This is a genomic window from Achromobacter aegrifaciens (assembly GCF_902859965.1).
GTDB lineage: Bacteria > Pseudomonadota > Gammaproteobacteria > Burkholderiales > Burkholderiaceae_B > Achromobacter > Achromobacter aegrifaciens.
In genome coordinates this window covers 108,012-130,431 of record NZ_CADIKO010000001.1, presented here as the reverse complement: position 1 = coordinate 130,431, position 22,420 = coordinate 108,012, and the positions used below count along the sequence as shown (strand labels likewise).

Sequence of the window (22,420 nt, the reverse complement as noted above, 5' to 3'; positions counted from 1 at the left end):
CGTGGGCGGTGAGGTCCATCATACGCTTGGACCTCCGTAGCCCCGGCGCGCTCAACGCATCTGGAACGCCTCCTGATGCCAGCGCACGGGCTTGGCGCCCAGCTTGTGCAGGCCGCGCCTGAGCGCGTCGGCCAGGCCGGCGGGGCCGCAGAACCAGACGTCGGCGACGCGGCCCGCGGCCACCTCGCCCTGCGCCAGTGCTCCAGCCGTCAGCGTATCGCCGTCGTGCGCGCTATGGATGGCGAGCGTCACGCCGTCCAGCGCGGCGCAGCGTTCCTTGAGCAGCGGCACGAAAGGATCTGCCGAGGCATCGCGCACGCAATAGTGCAGCCACACGCGCGGCGTTGGCGCTTGTCCTTCCTGCAGGGCTTCCAGCCATGCGAGGAAAGGGGTGACGCCTATGCCGCCCGCCACCCAGACCTGCGATGTTGCGGCAGCGTCCGGCTCCAGTTGAAAGCGCCCATAGGGGCCTTCGACGGCGACCGGTTGGCCGATGCGCAGCGTGCGCGCCAGGCCGCGGGTGTAGTCGCCCAGCGCCTTGATCTGGAACGTGACGCGAGGTTCGCCCGCCACGGGGGCGCTGGCGATGGTGTAGGGATGGGCGCCTTCCTTGCGGTCGAACGTGACGAAGGCGAACTGTCCCGCCTGATGCTCCCGCCAATTGGCGTCGAGTTCGCAGCTGACCTCCAGGATATCGCCTGGCTGGTGCGCCAGCGACACGATCCTGCCTTGCGCGCGGCGGCCGCTGCCCACGCGTCCCAGCAGCGCCACCAGCGCGGCATAAGAACCGGCGGCCAGCAGCGGAATCAGCAGCAGGCCGACCGGACCGCTCCAGTAGCGCGCGGGAGCCAGCGCTGCCGTGTGGAACACCAGCGCCAGGAACAGCACAGGCATCGCGCGGTGCAGGAGACGCCAGCCCCGGTAGGGAAAGCGCCGCCACAAGGTGATTGCGAGCATCGCCAGCAGCAGGTAGATCGACCACTCGCCCATGTCCTTGGCCAGGCCGCGCGAGCTTTCGAACAGCGTCAGCACCACGTCGCGGGCGGGGCGGTTGCCCGCGTCCGCCAGGCTCTTCAAGGGGCCGCTGGCCAGCTTCAGCAACCAATGCGCGGCGCCGGCTGATACTGCGAGGATTCCGGCCCATTTGTGCAACCGGTATATCTTGTCCATGCCGCCCAGCGGGCGTTCCAGCCACGCGGGCCGCAGCGCCAGCAGCATGATCAATGCCATCAGTCCGATGGACCAGACGCCGGTGAGGTAGAGGCCTTGCTGGCGCGCCACCCAGTACCAGGCGCCGGTGGCCGGCGGCTGCAGGATGAACGCGTCCAGGCCCCAGGCCAGGGTCAGGACTAGCAAAAAGCCGCCTATGGCGGCGCCGGTTCCTATCGGTTTCATGATGGTGTCCATGTCGGGACGCTCGGCCCGCCGGATGCGGGCGGAGCGGGGTAGGCGCGTAGGCGCCGGCGCTTCAGTCCTTGATGCGGCTGCGCAGGACGGCGCCGCTCTGGGCGTCGACCCGCAGCTTCACGCGCTGGCCTTGCGCGTTGTCGGCCTTGACGTCGTAGCGGCCGTGCTCGAGCTCGATCTCGGTGATGTTGCGATAGCCCGCGGCGGTCAGCGTGTCGTAGATCTGGCGCACGGTCAGCGTCGCGTTGGCGGGGGCCGTGGCGGCGGGCTGGGCCGGCGCCGGGGCGGTCGTCTGGGCGTGCACGGCGGCGGCGCCGGTCAGGGTTGCGGCGCCAAGCGCCAGGGCGGCCAGGGTGTTGCGGATTGCGGTCATGGAATGGCTCCTAGGTTGTTGCGGGTTGCCGGAATGGCGACCATGACCGCATTATTCGGGTGTGCGGATGAACCAATTCTGAAGGTGCCGTTCACGTGCCGTTCATTTTTCCGGCGCTATAACTGGGCGGACAATCGCCTCTTATGGCGGACCCCGAATGCGAAAGAAACCATGACCCGAGGAACCCGTACCCGAATCTGGCTGTCCTGCGGCGCGCTGATGGTGGCGCTGGCCGCGGGCCCCAACGCGGGCCTGGCCGATGAAAGCGACCACGAACAAGCGCGCCAGGCCTTGCAGGCCGGCAAGGTGCTGCCCCTGCGTTCGGTGCTGGACATCGTCGAACGCGACTATCCTGGGCAGGTGGTCAAGGTCGAGTTCGAAGAGGACGACGGCGAGTTCATCTACGAGATCCGGCTGCTGCAAAGCGGCGGCCGGCTGGTCAAGCTGAAGATCGACGCGCGCGACGGCAAGGTGCTGGGCGTGAAGGGGCGCGACATCCAATTCCGGGACAAGCACTGATGCGCATACTCGTGGTTGAAGACGAACCGACGCTGGCCACGCAGTTGGCCGATGCCTTGCGCCAAGCGGGCTATACCGTCGACACCGCCGCGGACGGCGGAACGGCCCAGTACATGGGCGCGGTCGAGACCTACGACGTGGTGGTGCTGGACCTGGGCCTGCCGGTCATGGACGGCCTCACCGTGCTCAAGCAGTGGCGCGCGGGCGGCCAGGGCATGCCGGTGCTGATCCTCACGGCGCGCGACAACTGGCACGAGAAGGTCGCCGGCATCGATGCCGGCGCCGACGATTACCTGACCAAGCCCTTCCACATGGAAGAGCTGCTGGCGCGGGTGCGGGCGCTCTTGCGCCGCTCCAGCAACCACGCCAGCGCGCAATGGCGCTGCGGTCCGCTGATGCTGGACACGCGGCAGGCCAAGGTCACGGTGGACGGCCAGGCGCTGTCCCTGACCAGCCATGAATTCAAGGTGCTGGCCGTGCTGATGCAACGCGCGGGCGAAGTGATTTCGCGCAGCGAGCTGACCGAGCACGTCTACGCCCAGGACAATGACCGTGACTCCAACACTATCGATGTGTTCATCGCGCGGCTGCGCAAGAAACTGCCGCCCGATACCATCGAAACCGTGCGCGGCCTGGGTTACCGCCTGGCCTGCGCCGCATGATGCCGCAGCGCGCGCGCGCGCCGGGCTCGCTGCGCTGGCGCCTGCTGGCCGGCACGCTGGCCTGGATCCTGGTCACGGTGGTGCTGGCCGGCTGGGGCTTGGGCAGCTTGTTCCGCCAGCACATCACCGAGCAGCTGCGCGCCGAGCTGACCCTGCACCTGAACCAGCTGACGGCCGCGGTGAACACGGCTCCGGACGGTCGCCTGGTGGTCTCGCCGCCCCTGAGCGATCCACGCCTGGAGCAACCGCTATCAGGCCTGTATTGGCAAATCGACCGGCTCGACGAACAGGGCCGTCCGGCGGCCGTGGGCGCGGCGCGCTCGCGTTCGCTCTGGGATCAGGTGCTGGAGTTGCCCGCCGCGGACAGCGCCGACGGGGTGTATGAAATCGCGGGGCCGGAAAAGCACAGGCTGACCGCCTTGACGCGCACGCTGGAACCGGCCGAGACCGAGGCAGCGGCGTTGCGCCTGATCGTGGCGGCCGACAGCCAGGTGCTGGCGGAGCCGATCGAGCGCTTCAATCACATGCTGTTGATTTCGCTGGGCGCGCTGGCGGCAGGCTTGACGCTGGCGGCCGTGGTCCAGGTCCTGGTCGGGTTGCGGCCGCTGGCCAGGCTCAGGCGGCAGCTCGCCGGGCAGCACGGGGGCGCCAGCGTGCGCATCGAAGGCCGCTTTCCCAGCGAAATCCAGCCGCTCGTCGACGACTTCAATCGCGTCCTGGACGTCAATGCCGACATGGTGCAGCGCGCGCGCACGCAGGCCGGCAATCTGGCGCATGCGGTGAAGACGCCGCTGACGATTCTGGGCAATGCCGCGGCGCGCGAGGAAGGGCCGCTGGCGGCGCTGGTACAGGAGCAGGTCGGCATGGCGCGCCGCCAGATCGACTATCACCTGGCGCGCGCCCGCGCCGCCGCCGCGTCCGGCGCGGCCGACAGCCGCACACCGCTGCGCAAACCCATCGAGGGGCTGCTGCGCGTCATGCAGCGCTTGTATGCGCAGCGCGGACTGCTGCTGGAAATGCCGGAATTTGCCGAGGGCCTGGTATTCCGCGGCGAAGAACAGGATCTGCAGGAGATGGTCGGCAACCTGCTGGACAACGCCTGCAAATGGGCCGAGCGCCAGGTGCAGGTCAGCGCAAGCGCCGCCGGCCAGGGCCAGTTGCTCATCCAGATCGACGATGACGGCCCGGGCATCGCCGACGAGGAACGCGAGCGCATCTTCCTGCGCGGCGTGCGCATGGACGAGCAGCGTCCCGGATCGGGCCTGGGCCTGGACATCGTGCGCGACCTGGCCAGCACCTATGGCGGCCAGGCGCAAGCCGAGCGTTCGCCGCTGGGCGGCTTGAGGGTGTCGTTGTGGCTGCCGGCCGCCTGAGGCCGGCGCCGGGGGTTCACTTGACCAGCGTCACCGGCGCTTCGGCCAGTTGCAGCACCTGATTGGCGACCGAGCCGATCAGGATGTTCGTCAGCGAGCCGTTGCCGCGCGTGCCCATGACGATGCGGGCGCAGCCGTGGTCCTGGGCGTAGCCGGCGATTTCCGTGGCCGCGTGGCCAAACGCCACGTGGCTGGTGTAGTCGGCGCCGGTCACGTCCAGCAGTTTGCGCGCCTCGTCCGCGGCCTCCTGGCCTTCGCGCAGGTAGAACTCGTCGATCATGTCCTGCGTGATCAGGCGTGACAGGCCCGCGCGGCCTTGCACGGGCGTCTGGACGTTGAGCAGATGGATGCGGGCGGCGCCGGCGCCTTGGGCGAGCTGGCGGGCGTACAGGACGGCGCGGTTGGCGTTGTCGGAGCCGTCGACAGGGACCAGGATGTTCAGCATGGATGCTCCTTGACGGTTACTTGACCAGGGTGACGGGCAACTCCGTCAGATGCAGGACGCGGGTCGCGACCGAACCCAGGAACCAGGACGACACCGAGCCCAACCCGCGGGAGCCCATGTAGATTTCGTCCGCGCCGGATTCGCCGGCTACGCGCACGATGGTCTCGGCGGCGGCGCCTATTTCGATGTGGGTCTGGAAGGGCACGCCGGCCTGGGTCAGCAGTTCGCTGGCGGCCTGCAGCGCGTTGCGGCCTTCTTCCTCGTGATAGGCGTCGATCTCGGCTTGCGACAGGCCGCGGCCGATCTTGCCGGCTTTCAGCGGGATCTGGACCGTGAGGAGCTCCACGCGTTCGATGGGGTCGTAGCTGCGGGCGTCGAGCAGGGCTTGGACCGCATGGACGGCGGGCTGCGAGCCGTCCACGGGGATCAGGATGCGTTTCATGAGCGTCTCCTTGTGCGCGCCGCGGGCGGCGTTGTAGTCCACTGTATCCGAATTATTCGCCGAATCGGACAGGCGCGTCATGCGCAGGATCAAACCGGGCGCAATCAGCGCGCGCCGCCGGGCGGCGGACTCGGCGCGGGATCAGCGCCAGCGCGGCTCCAGGACGTGCGCGGCCGGGGCCTGCCCGAGCAGCCGTGCGGCGAGAATGCTCAATGCCTCGGCCGAGCCGCTGGTCTCCAGGCGCAATCCGCCCGGACCGTCGGCGCGCAACAGGCCGCGTTCCTGCAACTGGTGGCGCAGCCGGCGCGCCACGGGCGCGCCCGTCTCCAGTAGCGGCACGTCGGCGCCAGCGGCCGCCTGGATCGCGTCGCGCAGGAAGGGAAAGTGGGTGCAGCCCAGCACCAGCACGTCGGCGCCGGCCTCGCGTAGCTCAGCCACGGGAGCGCGCACCGCGGCTTCGGCCTCGGGGCCGCTGAGCACGCCGTGCTCCACCAGCCGTACCCACTCGGGGCAGGGCCTGAACAGGATGCGGACTTCGGGCGCCTCGCGCCGGACCAGCGCGGCGAATTTGGGGCTGGCCAGAGTGCCGGTGGTGGCGAATACGCCGACCACGCCGCTCGTGGTCAGGTGCGCGGCGGGCTTGATGGCCGGCTCCACGCCGATGATGATCAGTTGCGGATGGCGCAGGCGCAGCTGGGCGATGGCGGCCGCGGTGGCGGTATTGCAGGCCACCACCATGGCCTTGGCCTGGCGCGACACGAAGTAATCGGCAATCGTGCTGGCGCGCTGCTCGACGTAGTCCTGCGTTTTTTCGCCATAGGGCACGTGGGCGGAGTCGGCCACGTACAGCAGGGATTCGTGGGGCAGGGCGTCGCGGATGGCGCGCAGCACGCTCAGCCCGCCGACGCCGGAGTCGTAGATGCCTATGGGTGAATCTGGGAACATGGCTGCAATGCGGAGTGCGGGGTGCCGGGCAGTGTAGCGCTGCGCGCTCAGGCCGGCGATTCCTCGCGCTGCCGCCGCGCCTCGCCGATCAGCTTGCGGGCCGCGCCGGAGAGCGCTTCGTCGCGCCAGATCAGGTTCAGCGGCGCGCGCAGTTCCGCGGGCTGGGCCAGGTTGACGTAGACCACGCCTTCGATGTTCACGCGGCGCAGCGACGCCGGCACCAGCGACACGCCCAGGCCGGCTGCCACCAGGCTCAGGGTGGACAGCATGCGCGGCGCTTCCTGGGCCACGCGCGGGCTGAAACCGGCGGCGCCGCAGGCCGCAATGATGGCGTCGTACAGGCCTGGCCCGCTGTGGCGGCGGTAGAGGATCAGCGATTCGTCGGCCAGTTCCGACAGCGCGATGCGCTTGCGCGGCCGGCCCTTGACGGTTGGGTGGTCGGCGGGAAACGCGGCCAGCATGGGCTCTTCCAGCACGGTTTCCACCACCACGCCCGGGCCCAGGCCATAGGGACCGCGGATGAATGCTACGTCCACGCGGCCCGCGCCCACGGCCTCCATGAGTTCGCCGGTGCTGCTTTCCTCCAGCACCAGCCGCACATTGGGCGCCGTTTCGCGGAAGCGGCGGATGACGGACGGCACGAAGGGATGGAACGCCGCGGACCCGGTGAAGCCCACGGTCAGGCGCCCGGCCTCGCCCTGCGACACGCGCCGCACGCCTTCCACGGCCTGGTCCACCAGGGCCACGATATTGCGCGCGTCGTCCAGCAGCGCGCGGCCGCTTTCGGTCAACTCCATGCCGCGCGGCAGGCGGTGGAACAGCGTCACGCCCAGTTCCTGCTCCAGCACGCGGATCTGCTGGCTGAGCGGCGGCTGGCGTATGCCCAGCCGCGCCGCGGCCTTGGTCAGATGGGATTCCTCGGCCACGGCCAGGAAGTAGCGCAACAGCCTCAAGTCTACGGATGCCATATTCAACCGATATGAATATATAGATAGTCATATATTAGACATTATCCAAGGCGAAGAGTAGGCTGCAATCTCGTTGTCCTTCCCTGGTTCCACTCCGCGCCGCTTCGGCGGCGCCGGCATGAAAATGATGAACGCAGCACCTTCCACCTCTGAGGCCGATCTGCGGCCTCCGCCCACGTGCGGGCAATTGTTCTATGGCTTCCTGATGCTCGGCCTGACGGCCTTCGGCGGCGCCTTGCCGCTGGCGCGCCGCATGGTCGTCGAAAAGCACCGCTGGCTCAGCGGCGCCGAGTTCACCGATCTGCTGGGCCTGTGCCAGTTCCTGCCCGGCGGCAACATCATCAACCTGTCGGTGGCGCTGGGCATGAAGTTCCGCGGGCCGCGCGGCGCGTTCGCGGCGCTGATGGGCCTGATCCTGGCGCCGTCCGCCATCGTGGTGCTGCTGGGCATGGTGTACGACCGCTTCCAGAACGATCCGCACATCCAGCACCTGTTTGCCGGTCTGGCGGCCGCCGCCGCGGGCCTGTTGATTTCCATGGCGGTGAAGATCGGGGTGCCGGTGGTGAAGCGCCGCGACTGGCTGGCCGGCGTGGTGGCCACGGCCTGCTTCATTGCCATCGCCGTGCTGCGCATTCCGCTGCTGCCCACCATGGCGGTGCTGACGCCGCTGAGCATCCTGATGGTCTGGAGGCAACGTCGATGATCCACACACTGATCGCCCTGGCCCTGATCTTTTCCGAACTGTCCGTGCTGGCGTTCGGCGGCGGCAACACCATCCTGCCCGAGATGCAGCGGCAGGTGGTGGACGTGCATGGCTGGATGACGGCGGCGGACTTTTCCGCGCTGTTCGCCCTGGGGCAGGCCGCCCCGGGTCCCAATTTGATGGTGGTCACGCTGGTGGGCTGGCATGTGGCGGGCGGCCTGGGCATGCTCGTCACCACCATCGCCAAGTTCGGCCCGTCGTCCATCATCACTGTGATCGCGCTGGGCCTGTGGGAACGCTTCAAGGACCGGCCCTGGCGCGGCGTCATCCAGGCGGGCATCTTCCCGATGACGGTGGGATTGGTCGCGGCCAGCGCGGCGCTCATCACCGAAGCCTCGGTGCATACCTGGCTGCTGGGCGCCATTACCGCTGTGGTGGCGCTGCTGGGCAGCTTCACCCGCATCCATCCGTTGTGGCTGCTGTTTGGCGGCGCGCTGGTCGGTTTGCTCGGCATCGGTTAGCGTTAGGGCTGCTCACACCAAAAGGAGCAGCCGCATGCCGCCGCTCAAGGATTTCGAGCCCGAGGACGACTCCGCCGCTGGCGCCGCCCTGCCGTTTTTCCATGCGCATCGTCGCCTGGTCGGATGCGCTGGTTTGCTGCTGGTGACGGCGGGCGGCCTGTATGCCCTGGGCGTGCCCTGGGTGCTGGCGCTGCTGCTGGGATTCGATGCGGGGGCGCTTGTGTTCCTGCTGATGACGGCGCGGGTGTTCGGCCGCACCAGCGCGGCGGCCATGCGCCAGCATGCGCAGCAGCAGGACGTGGGGCGCACCGGCGTGCTGTGGAGCAGCGTGGCGCTGTCCTGCATGGTGATGATGGCATTGTGGGTCGAACTGCGGGGGGAAGGCGGCGCGGGCGACGTGCTTGCCATGTTGGCCGCCGCCGTCACCATCATCCTGTCATGGCTCTACATGAACATGATCTTCGCGCTGCACTACGCGCATGGCTATTACGGCCACCGCAACGCCATGCACAAAGGGCTGGATTTCCCGGGTACCGATGAACCCGACTACTGGGACTTCGCCTATTTCGCGCTGGTGCTGGGCATGACGTTCCAGGTGTCGGACGTGCAGATCGTGAACCGGCGAGTGCGCCGCACAGCCCTGACGCACAGCGTCATCGCCTTTTTCTTCAACGTCTTCATCATCGCCATCAGCGTGAACGTCGCGGCGGGGCGCGCCTGAAGCCGCGCCCCGGGGACTTGCGTCAGGCCGGGCCGCGTCAGGCTGCGCCCAGGCGCCACAAGGACGTGACTTCCTTCGAACGGGCGGCATGCAGCGGGTCGCTCGCGTCCTGCGCGCGGCCGTGCGTGGGACGGGTGTCGATGCGCTCGATCACGCGCAGGCCGGCCTGGCTGATCATGTCCAGCAGCGCTTCGCGGCTGCGCAGGCCCAGGTGTTCGGCCAGGTCCGACAGGATCAGCCAGCCCTCGCCATTGGGCGTCAGATGCGCCGCCAGCCCATTCAGGAAACCGCGCAGCATGCGGCTGTCAGGGTCGTAGACCGCATGCTCGACGGGCGAGCTGGGGCGGGCGGGCAGCCACGGCGGGTTGCACACGATCAGGGAGACCCGGCCTTCGGGGAACAGGTCCGTTTCTTCGACGTCGACCTGCTTGGACAGGCCCAGCCGCTCCAGGTTTTCGCGGGCGCAGGCCAGGGCGCGCGGATCGGTGTCGGTCGCGATGACACGCTTGCCGCCGCGGCGCGCAATCACGGCGGCCAGCACGCCCGTGCCGGTGCCGATGTCGAAGGCCACGCTGCCGCGCGGCATCGGGGTGCGCGCCACCAGGTCGACGTACTCGCCGCGCAGCGGCGAGAACACGCCGTAGTGCGGATGGATGCGGGCATTCAGGGCGGGAATTTCCACGCCCTTCTTGCGCCATTCGAAGGCGCCGATCAGGCCCAGCAGCTCGCGCAGCGACGCGACGTAGGGCTCCTTGGCGGGGCCATGGGCCTCTTCGCAGGCGAGCCGGGCGTCGGGCGCGCGGCGCAGCGGAATGCCGTGGCCGGCGTCGAACGGAATCAGCAGCATGCCCAGGATGCGGGCGCGCTGGGACTGGATCTGGCGGTGCTGGTTGAAGGCGTCCAGCAGGCTGTCCACGGGCTTGCGGGGCCGCTTGTCGACCCGCCGCGTGATGGCCTGCAGCAGTTGCCGCGCGTTCTGGAAGTCGCCGCGCCACAGCAGGCCGACACCTTCGCAGGCCTGGCGGTAGGCCATGTCGGCGGTCATGGTGTCGTCCGCCACCACTACGCGCTTGGGCGGCGCGGCGCCGGATTCGGAGCGCCAGCGGGCGGCGTGCGGGGTCTGGTTTTCTTCCCAGCGGATTTCAGGGACGGTCAACGTGTCGCTCCAGCAAGGCGGGGCGCGCGGGGCAGGGTGGTCATGGATAAAGCAAAAAAGAAGGGGCGCGGGCTGCCAATGTAGCAGCTTCGCGCCCCGTCGCGGCGTCCGCTTGGGCTCAGTGGAACAGCACCACCGCCTTCTGCAGCGTGATCCAGATGCCCCAGGCCAGGGGGATGCCGACGCAAGCCCAGGCAAACACCACTAGCGCCGCCGGCGTGCGGAACGCGGATGTTCCGACCCCGTGCGTTTCCGTGGCGACGGCGCGTTCGTGGGCCAGCGCCTTCTCGCGCGCCAGTTCCTCGTCATTCATGAAGTACTTGGGGTTCACGGGCCGGATCGCCAGGTTGCACAGAAAGCCCAGCACCAGCATCCCGGCCAGGATGTACATGGTGATGTCGTACACCTGGGCGCGCGGCACGCCGATGGACAGCTGGTATTCGCGGATGTAGTTCACCAGCACCGGTCCGAAGATGCCCGCCGCCGACCAGGCCGTCAGCAGCCGTCCATGGATGGCGCCGACCATCTGCGTGCCGAACAGGTCGGCCAGGTACGCCGGCACGGTGGAGAAGCCGCCGCCGTACATGGACAGGATGATGCAGAAGGCGGCCACGAACAGGGCCAGCGCGCCGATGTGCGCGGTCCAGGGGATGGCCGAATACAGCGCGAAGCCCAGCACGAAGAAGATGAAGTAGGTGGTCTTGCGGCCCAGCTTGTCGGACAGGCTGGCCCAGAAGAAGCGGCCGCCGATGTTGAACAGGCTGAGCAGGCCGGTGAAGCCGGCGGCGATGGCGGCGATGGCCGCCAACTGGCTCTTGTCCAGTTGCGAGTAGCCCAGTTCAGGCTGGTTGATCAGGCCGCCGCCGAACACTTCCTGCAGCAGCGGCGAGGCCATGCCCAGGATGCCGATGCCCGCCGTGACGTTCAGGCACAGCGCCCACCACACCAGCCAGAACTGCGGCACGCCCCAGACGCGCTGCACATGGACATGGCCCTTCGTGATCATGGCGTTGCCGGCATGCTTGGCCGGAGCGGTCCAGCCCTCGGGCTTCCAGCCGGTCGGCGGCACGCGGTAGCCCAGCGCACCCGACATCATGAAGACGAAGTACACCGCGGCCATGGTCAGGAAGGTCTGCCAGACGCCCGGCGATTCAGGCGTGGCGAAGTGGCGCATCAGCAGGTCGGCCAGCGGCGCGCCTATCATGGCGCCGCCGCCAAAGCCCATGATGGCCATGCCCGTGGCCATGCCGCGGCGGTCGGGGAACCACTTGATCAGCGTGCTCACGGGCGAGATGTAGCCCAGTCCCAGGCCGATGCCGCCGATGACGCCCGAGCCCAGCCACAGCATCCACATCTGGTGCAGGTACACGCCGATGGCCGAAATGACCAGGCCGCCACACCAGCACAGGGCCGACACCACGCCCGCCTTGCGCGGACCCGCGCGTTCCAGCCAGCCGCCCCACAGCGCGGCCGAGCAGCCCAGCAGCACGAAGAACAGGGTGTACATCCACCCCATGGTCGAGATCTTCCAGTCGCAGTTGGTGGCGAACAGCTCGGCTGCGAGGCTCATGTCCGCGGGGCAGGCCAGCGGCTTGGCGCCGCCCACGACCTTGGACAACGGCAGCCAGAACACCGAGAAACCGTAGGCCATGCCGATGCATAGGTGGATGGCCAGGGCGGCCGGGGGAACCAGCCAGCGCGAGAAGCCCGGTCCGGCGATGGTGCGTTCCTTATCGAAAAAACCCGGCTTCGAACCGGGCAGGTCCAGCGTGGCAGTGCTTTGCATGTTGTCTCCTCTTTGGGGGCCGCTCGTTGGCGCGCGTGGTCCGGCATCCGGCCGGTCCCGCCGCCTTTTCTTGTGATTGTTCCTGCCGTCTTGCCTGCCGCCGACGCGTTACGCCACGCGGGCCAGCGGTGTGAGGCGCTGGCGGTTCTGGGTGACCGCTTCCAGCACCAGCGGGTGCAGTCGTTCCCCGCCGGCGTCGCCGTCGGGGTTTTGTTCGAGAAAGTTCAGGAGCTCATTGCGCATGCGCGGCTCCCAGAACTTGTGGATATGGTTGGCCACGCCCTCCAGGGCCTCGGGCCGGTCGGGCATGGCTTCGAAGAATTGGCCGATGCGGTTGGCCATGCGGATCAGGTTGCCGATTTCCATGCTTGCGTGAAGTCCGGTTCAGGAGATGATGCGTTGGGGGTGTGAGTACAGTGTGGCGTCGTCGCCGCGTAGAAAACCCAGCAGGCTGACGTTGGCTTCATCGGCCAGGCGGATGGCGAGCGCGGTGGGTGCGGAGACGGATGCCAGCACCGCGACGCCGGCGGCGGCGGTCTTCTGCACCATTTCGAAGCTGGCGCGGCTGGACACCACCACGATGCCGTCGCCAGCATGCATGGCCTGGCGTGCCAGTGCACCTATCAGTTTGTCCAGCGCGTTGTGGCGGCCCACGTCCTCGCGCACCAGCGCGACGGCGCCATCGGCGCCCGCCCAGCCGGCGGCGTGGGTGGCGCCCGTGATGTCGTGCAGCGCCTGGCGCGCCCGCATGTCGCGCATGGCGGCCAGCACGGCCTGGATGCGCACGGGCGAGCCGTTGGTGACGGGCGCGACAGGCCGCAGCACTTCGGGCAGCGTTTCCACGCCGCACAGGCCGCAGCCGGTGCGCCCGGCCATGGCGCGGCGGCGGGACTTCAGCCGCACTTCACAGGCAGTGGAAATTTCCAGCTGGACCACGATGCCGTCGCATTGCGGCAGCAGGTCGATGCCGCGCACGTCGCTGATGCCGTCGATGATGCCTTCGGACAGCGCGAAGCCGACCGCGAAGTCTTCCAGGTCGGCCGGCGTGGCCAGCATGGTGGCGTGGCTGATGCCGTTGAACTCCAGCGCCACCGGGGTTTCCTCGGCCACGGAGTCGGTTTCGACCTCGGGGACCAGGGCGCCGCCCCGCACGCGGGTGACCTGTACCTGCGTGCAATCGGGGCGGGAAGGCGGTGGCGTGGGCATGTCGGCGTCCTGGCGTTTCGGGCTGGCGGTTATTTCCCGGTCAGCGCCGCCTCGCTTTCTCGCGAACGCTCGCGCAGCAGCTTTTGCTGGATGTCCGCAAAGCGCGACCACTGGCGTTGCCACTCCGAAGGCTGCGACACGCGCGTGACCTGCACGGCCGTCACCTTGTACTCGGGGCAGTTGGTGGCCCAGTCGGAGCTGTCGGTGGTGACGACGTTGGCGCCGGACTCGGGAAAATGGAAGGTGGTGTATACCACGCCCGGCTGCACCCTGTCGGTCAGCGTGGCCCGCAACACGGTCTCGCCCGCGCGGCTCTGGATGCCGACCCAGTCGCCGTCCTTCACGCCGCGGTCCTCGGCGTCCTGCGGATGCAGTTCCAGCACGTCCTCGCCATGCCACATGACGTTGGGGGTGCGCCGGGTCTGCGCGCCCACGTTGTACTGCGACAGGATGCGGCCCGTGGTCAGTAGCAGCGGGAAGCGGCGCGTGCTGCGCTCGTCCGTGGGCACGTACTTGGTGATCATGAACTTGCCCTTGCCGCGCACGAACTCGTCGATGTGCATGATGGGCGTGCCATCGGGCGCTTCTTCGTTGCAGGGCCATTGCAGGCTGCCCTGCTTGTCCAGCTTTTCGTAGCTGACGCCGGTGAAAGTGGGCGTCAGGCGCGCGATCTCGTCCATGATCTCGCTGGGATGCTTGTAGTTCATGGGGTAGCCCAGCGCGTTGGACAGCGCCACCGTCACTTCCCAGTCGGACTTGCCGTTCTTGGGTTCCATGACCTTGCGCACGCGCGAGATGCGGCGCTCGGCGTTGGTGAAGGTGCCGTCCTTTTCGAGGAACGAGGAGCCGGGCAGGAACACGTGGGCGTACTTGGCCGTCTCGTTCAGGAACAGGTCCTGCACCACGATGCATTCCATGGCAGCGAGGGACGCCGCCACGTGCTGCGTGTTGGGATCCGACTGCACGATGTCTTCGCCCTGGCAATACAGGCCCTTGAACGAACCGCCCAGCGCGGCCTCGAACATGTTGGGGATGCGCAGGCCGGGTTCCGGCTGCAGGGTCACGCCCCAGTCCTGTTCGAACTGCGCGCGCACCGTGTTGTCGGAGATGTGGCGGTAGCCCGGCAGCTCATGCGGGAACGAGCCCATGTCGCACGAACCCTGCACGTTGTTCTGCCCGCGCAGCGGATTCACGCCCACGCCTTCGCGGCCGATGTTGCCGGTGGCCATGGCCAGGTTGGCGATGGCCATGACGGTGGTGGAGCCCTGGCTGTGTTCGGTCACGCCCAGGCCGTAGTAGATCGAGCCGTTGCCGCCGGTGGCGTACAGGCGCGCCGCGCCGCGCACCGCCTGCGCCGGCACGCCGGTGATCTCTTCCATGGCTTCCGGCGAATTCTCTGGCAGCGAGACGAAGTCGCGCCATTCCTTGAAGGCCTTGGCTTCGCAGCGCTCGGCCACGAAGTCCTCGGCGATCAGGTTTTCGGTGGCGATCACGTGGGCCAACGAGGACAGCAGGGCGGTGTTGGTGCCGGGGCGCACTTGCAGGTGGAAGTCGGCCTTGATGTGCGGCGAGCTGACCAGTTCGATGCGGCGCGGATCGATCACGATCAGGCGCGCGCCCTGGCGCAGGCGGCGCTTCAAGCGCGAGGCGAACACCGGATGACCGCTGCTGGGGTTGGCGCCCATCACGATGACCACGTCGGTGTGCATGACGGAATCGAAGGTCTGGGTGCCGGCGGATTCGCCCAGCGTCTGCTTCAGGCCGTAGCCCGTGGGCGAGTGGCAGACCCGCGCGCAGGTGTCGACGTTGTTGGTGCCGAAGGCCGCGCGCACCAGCTTCTGCACCAGCCAGGTTTCTTCGTTGGTGCAGCGCGAAGAGGTGATGCCGCCGACCGCATCGCGGCCGTACTGGCCCTGGATGCGGCGGAATTCGGAGGCCGCATAGTTGATCGCCTCGTCCCAGGACACTTCCTTCCAGGAGTCGGTGATGTGCTTGCGGATCATGGGCTTGAGCACGCGTTCCTTATGCGTGGCGTAGCCCCAGGCGAAGCGGCCCTTGACGCAGGAATGGCCGCGGTTGGCCTGGCCGTCCTTCCAGGGCACCATGCGCACCACTTCCTGGCCCTTCATCTCGGCCTTGAAGCCGCAGCCCACGCCGCAGTAGGCGCAGGTGGTCACGACCGAGTGTTCGGCCTGGCCCATCATGATGACGGTCTTTTCCTGCAGGGTGGAGGTCGGACAGGCTTGCACGCAGGCGCCGCAGGACACGCATTCACTGTCCAGGAAGGGCTGGTCCTGCCCCGGCGACACGCGCGACTCGAAGCCCTTGCCGGAGATCGTCAGGGCGAAGGTGCCCTGGGTTTCCTCGCAGGCGCGCACGCAGCGGTTGCAGACGATGCACTTGGACGCGTCATAGGTGAAGTACGGATTGGATTCGTCCTTTTCGCTCTTCAGGTGGTTGGCGCCGTCGTAGCCGTAGCGCACGTTGCGCAGGCCCACCACGCCGGCCATGTCCTGCAGCTCGCAGTCGCCGTTGGCCGGGCAGGTCAGGCAGTCCAGCGGGTGGTCGGAGATGTACAGCTCCATCACGCCGCGGCGCAGGTCGTGCAGCTTGGGGGTTTCGGTGTAGACCACCATGCCGTTCTCGGCGGGGGTGGTGCACGAGGCCGGATAGCCACGGCGGCCTTCGATCTGCACCAGGCACAGCCGGCACGAGCCGAAGGGCTCCAGGCTGTCGGTCGCGCACAGCTTGGGAATGTTGATGCCGGCCTCGGCGGCCGCGCGCATCAGCGAGGTGCCTTCGGGCACCGTGATTTCCTGGCCGTCTATGGTCAGGGTGACGGTTACGGCGGACTCGCGCGCCGGCGTGCCCAGGTCGCGATCGCGCTTGATGACGGTTTCTAGCATGTCGGTCTCGGGTTCAGGCCGCGTGCGCGGCAGACTGGGAGGACTCGATGCCGAAGTCCTGCGGGAAGTGGTTCAGCGCGGACAGCACCGGGTAGGGCGCCATGCCCCCCAGGGCGCACAGCGAGCCGCCCAGCATCGTGTCGCACAGGTCGCGCAGCAGATGCACCTGCTGCTCGCGGCCGGGGCCGCCCGCGACGATCTTGTCTATGGTTTCCACGCCGCGGGTGGAGCCGATGCGGCAGGGCGTGCATTTGCCGCAGGATTCGATGGCGCAGAACTCCATCGCGTAGCGCGCCATGCGCGCCATGTCGACGGTGTCGTCGAAGGCCACCAGTCCGCCGTGGCCGACCATGGCGGATATCTGGATATAGGCCTCGTAGTCCAGCGGCACGTCCCATTGCGATTCCGGCAGGTAGGCGCCCAGCGGGCCGCCCACCTGCACCGCGCGCAGCGGCCGGCCGGAGGCGCTGCCGCCGCCGAAACCGTACAGCAGGTCGCGCAGGCTCAGGCCGAAGGCCTTTTCGACCAGGCCGCCGTGCTTGAGGTTGCCGGCCAGCTGGAACGGCAGCGTGCCGTGCGAGCGGCCCACGCCGTAGTCGCGGTAATAGGCCGCGCCCTTGGCCAGGATGATGGGTACGGTGGCCAGAGAAATCACGTTGTTGATGACCGTGGGCTTGCCGAACAGGCCGGAGATCGCCGGCAGCGGCGGCTTGGCGCGAACCACGCCGCGCTTGCCCTCGATGCTTTCCAGCAGCGAGGTTTCCTCGCCGCAGATATAGGCGCCCGCGCCCTTGCGCACTTCCAGGTCGAAGCGGCGGCCGCTGCCGTGCACGTCATTGCCCAGCCAGCCCACGCTGCGCGCCCGCGCGATGGCGGCTTCCAGCGTGTCGATCGCTTGCGGATATTCCGAACGCACGTAGATGTAGCCGTAGGTCGCGCCCACCGCCAGGCCGGCGATGGTCATGCCTTCGATCAGCACATAAGGGTCGCCTTCCATCAGCAGGCGGTCGGCGAAGGTGCCGGAGTCGCCTTCGTCGGCGTTGCAGACGATATATTTCTGGGTGCCGGGGGTGCCTGCGACCGTCTTCCATTTGATGCCGGTCGGGAACGCCGCGCCGCCGCGGCCGCGCAGGCCCGAGGCCACCATTTCGTCGACGATCTGCCCGGGCTCCATGGCCAGGGCGCGTTGCAGGCCCTGCAGGCCGCCATGGGCGGCGTAGTCCTGCAGGGACAGCGGATCGGTCACGCCGACGCGGGCGAAGGTCAGGCGTTCCTGGTGCTTCAGGTAGGGGATTTCTTCGGTCAGGCCCAGGCGCAGCGGATGCTCGCCGCCGCTCAGCCAGCCGGCGTCGAACAGCGCGGCGACGTCTTCGGGCTGCACCGGCCCGTAGGCGATGCGGCCTTGCGGGGTAGTGATTTCGACCATGGGTTCCAGCCACAGCAGGCCGCGCGAGCCGTTGCGCACGATCTGCACGGACAGACCGCGGGCGTCGGCGGCGCGTTCGATGTCGCGCGCCACCGTGTCGGCGTCCATGGCCAGCGCCGCGGCGTCGCGCGGCACGTAGATGACAATGGGGGAGCTCATGATTGCGCCTCCCGCGTGCGGGCCAGCAGTCGGTCGAGCTTTTCCGGCGTGACGCGGGCATGGGGCCGCCCGTCGATCATCACCGCCGGCGACTGGGCGCACAGGCCCAGGCAGTACACCGGTTCCAGGGTGAAATCGCCGTTCTTGCTGTTGGCGTGGAAATCACAGCCCAGCGCCGTGCGCGCATGGGCGGCGAGATGTTCGCCGCCCATGGCCTGACAGGCTTCGGCGCGACAGACCTCCAGGGTGTGGCGCGCCGCGGGTTCGCTGCGGAAATGCGGATAGAAGGTGATGACGCCGTGGACCTCGGCGCGGGACAGGTTCAGGGCCTCGGCGATGGTCTGCACCGCCGCGGCCGGAATACAGCCCAGTTCATGCTGGACCGCGTGCAGCACGGGCAGCAGCGGGCCGGGCCGGTCCTTCAGCCGGGCGAGTATGCGGGCGGTGGCCGCGATGGCCGGGGTGTGGGACGCCTGGGCCGCGTCCAGGGCCATCTGGCCGCCGCGGGCGCCGCCGCTGGACGCCAGATCGGATGTTGCCTCGCGCTGATGCACGTCGGTCTCCTCCTGTGTTGCTGTTGTGCCGGGCTGGGTGTTGTTCGGTTTTATATGTTTTAAAAAACATATAAAACTCCCTCCAGCCGCGTTATTTGTGTACTCTAACGGGGTAATTCACCGTCTTCAATAAGAAATAAATGACATATAAGTTCCGTATCGGCCTGCGGCCGCAATGGACCCTGGGCGGAGACGACGACCCGGCACCCGTGCCATTGCAGGATATGCTGGCGCTGCTGTCCGCGATCGATGCCACTGGCAATATTGCCGGGGCCTGTCGCGCCTGCGGCCTGTCGTACCGGCATGCCTGGGGCGTGCTGCGCCGTTTCGAGGCAATCTTCGGCACGCAGTTGCTCATCACCAACCGCCGCCAGGGCACGCAGCTGGCGCCGTTCGCGCAGCGCCTGCTGTGGGCCAACCGCCGTATCGAGGCGCGCCTGATGCCCACGCTGGACAGCATGGCCTCGGAACTGCAGGAAGAGCTGGAGCGCCTGCTGCCCGAGAGCGGCCCGCATCTGCGGCTGCATGCCAGCCACGGCTTCGCGGTGGAGTCGCTGATGCAGCACATGGGCAACCGCAAGCCGGGCCTGGAGTTGCGCTACCGCACCGCCATCGAGGCGCTGGCCTCGCTGGAGCGTCGCGAGTGCGACCTGGCGGGCTTCCAGGTGCCGCTGGGCGATTTCGAAGCGCCCATCATGGAACGCTACGCCCAATGGCTGCATGCTGACGAGTACATGCTGATCCACCTGGCGGTGCGCAATGCCGGCCTGTTCGTCACCGCCGGCAACCCCAAGCACATACGCGGCATGGCTGACCTGGCGCGGCCCGACGTGCGTTTCGTCAACCGCCAGATCGGCTCCAGCACGCGTTATCTGGTGGGCCTGATGCTGCAGCGGGCGGGGGTCTCGATCAGCGAGGTCCAGGGCTACGAAACCAACGAGTTCACCCATATGGCCATTGCCGCGCACATCGCCAGCGGCATGGCCGACACGGGCGTGGGGGTGGAAACGGCCGCCTGCCGCTTCGGGCTGGACTTCATCCCGCTGGTGCGGGAACGCTATTTCTTCGCCATCCGCAAGGCCTCGCTGGAGACGCCGGCCATGCGCGACCTGCTGTCCATCATGCGCAGCCCGGACTACGTCGGCTACGTCGGCCAGCTGGCGGGCTACGACGCCCGCGACACCGGCAGGCTGCAGTCGCTGCAGGAGGCCTTTCCATGAGCGCGAAACGCGATGCGCCGGGATATGATGCTCCCATGAGCAAAGTGATCTTTCTTGCCGATCGCCGCAGCGGCCCGCTGGCGCCCGGCGAACTGCCGCCGCACGGACAGCCCGCGCTGGACCTGCGCGCGCGTCCCTTGCGCGACCTGCGGATTTCGGTCACGGACCGCTGCAACTTCCGCTGCACCTACTGCATGCCGCGCGAAGTCTTCGACAGCAGCTACACCTTCATGCCGCATTCGGCGCTGCTGTCGTTCGAGGAAATCAGCCGCCTGGCGGGCATCTTCACGCAATTGGGCGTGGAGAAGATCCGCCTGACGGGCGGCGAGCCGCTGCTGCGCAAGCATATCGAGAACCTGGTGGGCCAGTTGGCCGACCTGCGCACGCCCGCCGGCCGCCCGCTGGACCTGACCCTGACCACCAACGGCAGCATGCTGGCGCGCAAGGCCGAGGCGCTCAAGAGCGCCGGGCTCACGCGTGTCACCGTCAGCCTGGATGCGCTGGACCCGGCCATGTTCCAGGGCATGAGCGACAGCGGCTTCACGCCCGACGACGTGCTGCGCGGCGTCGACGCCGCGGCCGAGGCCGGGCTCGCGCCGGTCAAGGTCAACATGGTGGTGCGGCGCGGCCTGAACGACGGGCAGATCCTGCCCATGGCCGAACGCTTCCGCCATTCAGGCCACATCCTGCGCTTCATCGAATACATGGACGTGGGCAATACCAACGGCTGGAATCTTGCCGAGGTGGTGCCCAGCCAGGAAGTGCTGGACCGCATCGGCGCGGCCTATCCGCTGGAACCCGTGGCCAGCGGCGAAATGGGCCGCGTGGCCGAACGCTGGCGCTACCTGGACGGCGGTGGCGAGATCGGCGTCATCTCCAGCGTCACGCACGCCTTCTGCGGCGGCTGTACGCGCGCGCGCCTGTCGCCGGAAGGCAAGCTCTTCCTGTGCCTGTTTGCGCACGATGGCTACGACCTGCGCGCGCCGCTGCGCGACGGGGCCAGCGATGCCGAACTCGCCGGCATCATCGCGGGCATCTGGGCGGGGCGCAACGACCATTATTCCGAGCTGCGCGGCCGCAACATGGCCGACCCGGCGCGCAAGATCGAGATGAGCTACATCGGTGGCTGAAGCGTTTGCCAGCAGGGGCATCGCCGGCCTGATCCTCGCGGGCGGCCAGGGCGCGCGCATGAACGGACAGGACAAGGGCCTGGTCGTGTTGCGCGGCGAGCCCATGGTGGCGCACGTGGCGCGCCGCCTGGCGCCGCAGGTGTCGCGCCTCGTCATCAGCGCCAACCGTCACCTGGATCTCTATGCCCGCTACGGCGCCGTCGTGCAGGACGGCGAAGCCGATCTGGGCGCCTGGCAAGGGCCGCTGTTGGGCATTGCCGCGGGCCTGGATGCCGCACGCCAGGAGGCCTGGCTGGTGGTGGCGCCTTGCGATACGCCGTTCCTGCCCAAGGATCTGGCAGCGCGCCTGGTGCGCGCGGCCGAGTCCGCCAATGCGCCCATGGCCTATGCGGTGGCGGACGGACAGCGCCATTCGGCCTGCATGGCCTTGCGCACGTCGCTATTGCCCGATCTGCTGGCATACCTGCGGGCCGGGGACCGCAAGGTAGGGCTGTGGCAGGCGAGGATGGGCGCGGTCGAAGCCTGCTTCGACGACGCGCCCGATGCCTTCATGAACGTCAACACGCCAGATGAGCTGGCGCGGGCCGAGCGCTACGCCAACCAGTGACGCAGGTCGTAGTAGGCGACCCGGTCCTTGTCCTGCACTTGCACGTCGGCCGGCAGTCGGGCGAGGCCCGTCGCCCAGGGCAGCGAGCTGATCACCCCCGAACCCTGATGGCCGTAGGGCACCAGTTCGGCGCTGCCGTCGTCGGCCAGACGGCGCTGCACGCGCAGGAATTCCTCGCGGCTGTCCTGGCGCGGATGCTCGGTGCGCAGCGGCAGCAGGCTGGTCGGCGGGAACAAGGTTTCGCGGCCCTGCATGCGGCGCATCAGCGGCGTCACCAGCAGGGTGAACACGGCGTAGGCCGACACCGGGTTGCCGGGCAGGCCGACCACGGGCTTGCCGTCGATCTGCGCCAGCGCCACCGGCTTGCCCGGCTTCATGCGCACCTTCCATAGCGCCAGTTCACCGCCCAGCGAGGCCAGTGCGGGCTTGACCAGATCGCGTTCGCCCACCGACACGCCGCCCACGCTCACCACCAGGTCGCAATCGGCCAGCAGCGTCTTGAATGCGGCGTGCAGGTCGGCCTCGGTGTCGCGGGCGTGCAGCACGTGCACGGGCAGGGCGCCCATGCCGCGCGCCAAGGCGGCCAGCATGGGGCCGTTGGAGTTGTAGATCTGCTCGGCCGCGCGCGGCTGGCCGGGCAGCACCAGCTCGTCGCCGGTGGTCAGGATGCCCACGCGCAACTGGCCGAAGACTTGCACGCGGGCCAGGCCTTGCGAAGCCATCAGCGCCACGTGGGCGGCTTCAAGTACGGTGCCCGCGGCCAGCAGCGGCGCGCCGGCCATGGTGTCTTCGCCGCGGCGGCGGATGTGCTGGCCGGCCTTGGGCGCACGCGAGATTTCCACCTGGCCGTCGGCTTCGGTGGTGTCTTCCTGCATGACGACCGTATCCGCGCCTTCGGGAATCAGGCTGCCGGTGAACAGGCGGATGGCGTGGCCAGGCTTGAGCGGTTCCGGCATTTCCCCCGCGTAGCAGCGCTGCTGGATGGGCAGGCGCACGCCGGCGCCCCAGTCGGCCACGCGCAGCGCATAGCCGTCCATGGCGCTGTTGTCGGCAGGCGGTATGTCCACGGTGGCGGTGAGATCGGCGGCCAGCACGCGGCCGGCGGCATCGGCCAGGCTCACCTCTTCGCTGCGTTGCAGCGGCCCCGCGGCGTTGGCCAGCAGGGTCTGGGCTTGATCAAAATCCAGCATG

General features: G+C 68.4%; 23 protein-coding genes. 9 read left to right on the top strand and 14 right to left on the bottom strand.

Annotated elements, in window-relative coordinates; genetic code table 11:
- Positions 1-51: 51 nt before the first annotated feature.
- Together HV793_RS00680 and HV793_RS00675 are read right to left on the bottom strand one after the other, a co-directional pair.
- Positions 52-1,395, bottom strand: a complete 1,344-nt coding sequence (locus HV793_RS00680) for a ferredoxin reductase family protein (RefSeq protein WP_244958557.1) — start codon at positions 1,393-1,395, stop codon at positions 52-54.
- A gap of 73 nt (positions 1,396-1,468) precedes the next feature.
- A complete protein-coding gene (locus HV793_RS00675) occupies positions 1,469-1,780 on the bottom strand; it encodes a PepSY domain-containing protein (RefSeq protein WP_119449242.1) in 312 nt (103 codons plus the stop codon).
- Positions 1,781-1,951: 171 nt separating this feature from the next.
- Between HV793_RS00675 and HV793_RS00670 the strand changes: the two genes are divergently transcribed.
- The 3 genes from HV793_RS00670 to HV793_RS00660 are packed head-to-tail and all read left to right on the top strand — an operon-like array spanning position 1,952 to position 4,334.
- Complete coding sequence (locus HV793_RS00670; protein ID WP_175212476.1) at positions 1,952-2,299, top strand: PepSY domain-containing protein; 348 nt, start codon at positions 1,952-1,954, stop codon at positions 2,297-2,299.
- Positions 2,299-2,961, top strand: coding sequence for a response regulator transcription factor (locus HV793_RS00665; protein WP_054451592.1), 663 nt, complete (start codon positions 2,299-2,301; stop codon positions 2,959-2,961). Before HV793_RS00670 ends, HV793_RS00665 begins: the two co-directional genes overlap by 1 nt.
- Complete coding sequence (locus HV793_RS00660; protein ID WP_175212475.1) at positions 2,958-4,334, top strand: sensor histidine kinase; 1,377 nt, start codon at positions 2,958-2,960, stop codon at positions 4,332-4,334. Before HV793_RS00665 ends, HV793_RS00660 begins: the two co-directional genes overlap by 4 nt.
- Positions 4,335-4,350: 16 nt before the next feature.
- Here HV793_RS00660 and HV793_RS00655 read toward each other — a convergent pair whose 3' ends face one another.
- The 4 genes from HV793_RS00655 to HV793_RS00640 form a co-directional block, all read right to left on the bottom strand.
- On the bottom strand, positions 4,351-4,779 hold the full coding sequence (locus HV793_RS00655; RefSeq protein WP_119449244.1) for a universal stress protein: 429 nt from the start codon (positions 4,777-4,779) through the stop codon (positions 4,351-4,353).
- 16 nt (positions 4,780-4,795) lie between these two features.
- Positions 4,796-5,221 (bottom strand): universal stress protein, encoded by a 426-nt coding sequence (locus tag HV793_RS00650; RefSeq protein WP_054452244.1) that lies wholly within the window; start codon positions 5,219-5,221, stop codon positions 4,796-4,798.
- A gap of 141 nt (positions 5,222-5,362) precedes the next feature.
- Complete coding sequence (gene murI, locus HV793_RS00645; RefSeq protein ID WP_175180748.1) at positions 5,363-6,166, bottom strand: glutamate racemase; 804 nt, start codon at positions 6,164-6,166, stop codon at positions 5,363-5,365.
- Positions 6,167-6,213: 47 nt separating this feature from the next.
- Entirely contained in the window at positions 6,214-7,134 is a 921-nt protein-coding gene (locus tag HV793_RS00640) for a LysR family transcriptional regulator (protein WP_119449246.1), read from the bottom strand.
- Positions 7,135-7,258: 124 nt separating this feature from the next.
- Here HV793_RS00640 and HV793_RS00635 point away from each other — a divergent pair, with 124 nt between their 5' ends.
- Genes HV793_RS00635 through HV793_RS00625 form a run of 3 tightly spaced genes read left to right on the top strand, consistent with a single transcriptional unit; the run spans position 7,259 to position 9,079 of the window.
- Entirely contained in the window at positions 7,259-7,837 is a 579-nt protein-coding gene (locus HV793_RS00635; RefSeq protein ID WP_054452241.1) for a chromate transporter, read from the top strand.
- Entirely contained in the window at positions 7,834-8,358 is a 525-nt protein-coding gene (locus HV793_RS00630) for a chromate transporter (protein WP_054451587.1), read from the top strand. The genes HV793_RS00635 and HV793_RS00630 overlap by 4 nt, the downstream gene beginning before the upstream one ends.
- A 34-nt stretch (positions 8,359-8,392) precedes the next feature.
- A complete protein-coding gene (locus HV793_RS00625; protein WP_119449247.1) occupies positions 8,393-9,079 on the top strand; it encodes a DUF1345 domain-containing protein in 687 nt (228 codons plus the stop codon).
- Positions 9,080-9,116: 37 nt separating this feature from the next.
- Here HV793_RS00625 and HV793_RS00620 read toward each other — a convergent pair whose 3' ends face one another.
- The 7 genes from HV793_RS00620 to HV793_RS00590 all read right to left on the bottom strand — a co-directional run bounded on the left by HV793_RS00620 (position 9,117) and on the right by HV793_RS00590 (position 18,272).
- Positions 9,117-10,235: a methyltransferase gene (locus tag HV793_RS00620; protein ID WP_175180749.1), complete on the bottom strand. Its 1,119-nt coding sequence runs from the start codon at positions 10,233-10,235 to the stop codon at positions 9,117-9,119.
- Between the two features lie 118 nt (positions 10,236-10,353).
- Positions 10,354-12,021: an OFA family MFS transporter gene (locus HV793_RS00615; RefSeq protein ID WP_054451584.1), complete on the bottom strand. Its 1,668-nt coding sequence runs from the start codon at positions 12,019-12,021 to the stop codon at positions 10,354-10,356.
- A gap of 108 nt (positions 12,022-12,129) precedes the next feature.
- Positions 12,130-12,387 carry a formate dehydrogenase subunit delta gene (locus HV793_RS00610; protein ID WP_054451583.1) on the bottom strand — a complete coding sequence of 86 codons (258 nt, stop codon included), beginning with the start codon at positions 12,385-12,387 and terminating at the stop codon, positions 12,130-12,132.
- A gap of 18 nt (positions 12,388-12,405) precedes the next feature.
- The gene (gene fdhD / locus HV793_RS00605) at positions 12,406-13,227 is read right to left on the bottom strand and encodes a formate dehydrogenase accessory sulfurtransferase FdhD (RefSeq protein WP_175163713.1); all 822 of its coding nucleotides are present in this window, start codon (positions 13,225-13,227) and stop codon (positions 12,406-12,408) included.
- A 29-nt stretch (positions 13,228-13,256) separates the two neighbouring features.
- The gene (fdhF, locus tag HV793_RS00600) at positions 13,257-16,133 is read right to left on the bottom strand and encodes a formate dehydrogenase subunit alpha (protein ID WP_054451581.1); all 2,877 of its coding nucleotides are present in this window, start codon (positions 16,131-16,133) and stop codon (positions 13,257-13,259) included.
- A gap of 13 nt (positions 16,134-16,146) precedes the next feature.
- Positions 16,147-17,718 (bottom strand): formate dehydrogenase beta subunit, encoded by a 1,572-nt coding sequence (locus tag HV793_RS00595; protein WP_175212474.1) that lies wholly within the window; start codon positions 17,716-17,718, stop codon positions 16,147-16,149.
- On the bottom strand, positions 17,715-18,272 hold the full coding sequence (locus HV793_RS00590; protein WP_175212473.1) for a formate dehydrogenase subunit gamma: 558 nt from the start codon (positions 18,270-18,272) through the stop codon (positions 17,715-17,717). Before HV793_RS00590 ends, HV793_RS00595 begins: the two co-directional genes overlap by 4 nt.
- A gap of 140 nt (positions 18,273-18,412) precedes the next feature.
- Here HV793_RS00590 and HV793_RS00585 point away from each other — a divergent pair, with 140 nt between their 5' ends.
- The 3 genes from HV793_RS00585 to mobA are packed head-to-tail and all read left to right on the top strand — an operon-like array spanning position 18,413 to position 21,229.
- Positions 18,413-19,492, top strand: coding sequence for a substrate-binding domain-containing protein (locus tag HV793_RS00585; RefSeq protein WP_054451578.1), 1,080 nt, complete (start codon positions 18,413-18,415; stop codon positions 19,490-19,492).
- Positions 19,493-19,527: 35 nt separating this feature from the next.
- Positions 19,528-20,622 carry a GTP 3',8-cyclase MoaA gene (gene moaA, locus HV793_RS00580; protein ID WP_175180751.1) on the top strand — a complete coding sequence of 365 codons (1,095 nt, stop codon included), beginning with the start codon at positions 19,528-19,530 and terminating at the stop codon, positions 20,620-20,622.
- Positions 20,615-21,229 carry a molybdenum cofactor guanylyltransferase MobA gene (gene mobA / locus HV793_RS00575; RefSeq protein WP_280528333.1) on the top strand — a complete coding sequence of 205 codons (615 nt, stop codon included), beginning with the start codon at positions 20,615-20,617 and terminating at the stop codon, positions 21,227-21,229. The genes moaA and mobA overlap by 8 nt, the downstream gene beginning before the upstream one ends.
- On the opposite strand, the gene HV793_RS00570 is transcribed toward mobA, so the two are convergent.
- Positions 21,214-22,419, bottom strand: a complete 1,206-nt coding sequence (locus HV793_RS00570) for a molybdopterin molybdotransferase MoeA (RefSeq protein WP_054451577.1) — start codon at positions 22,417-22,419, stop codon at positions 21,214-21,216. The genes mobA and HV793_RS00570 overlap by 16 nt on opposite strands.
- Position 22,420: the final 1 nt, after the last annotated feature.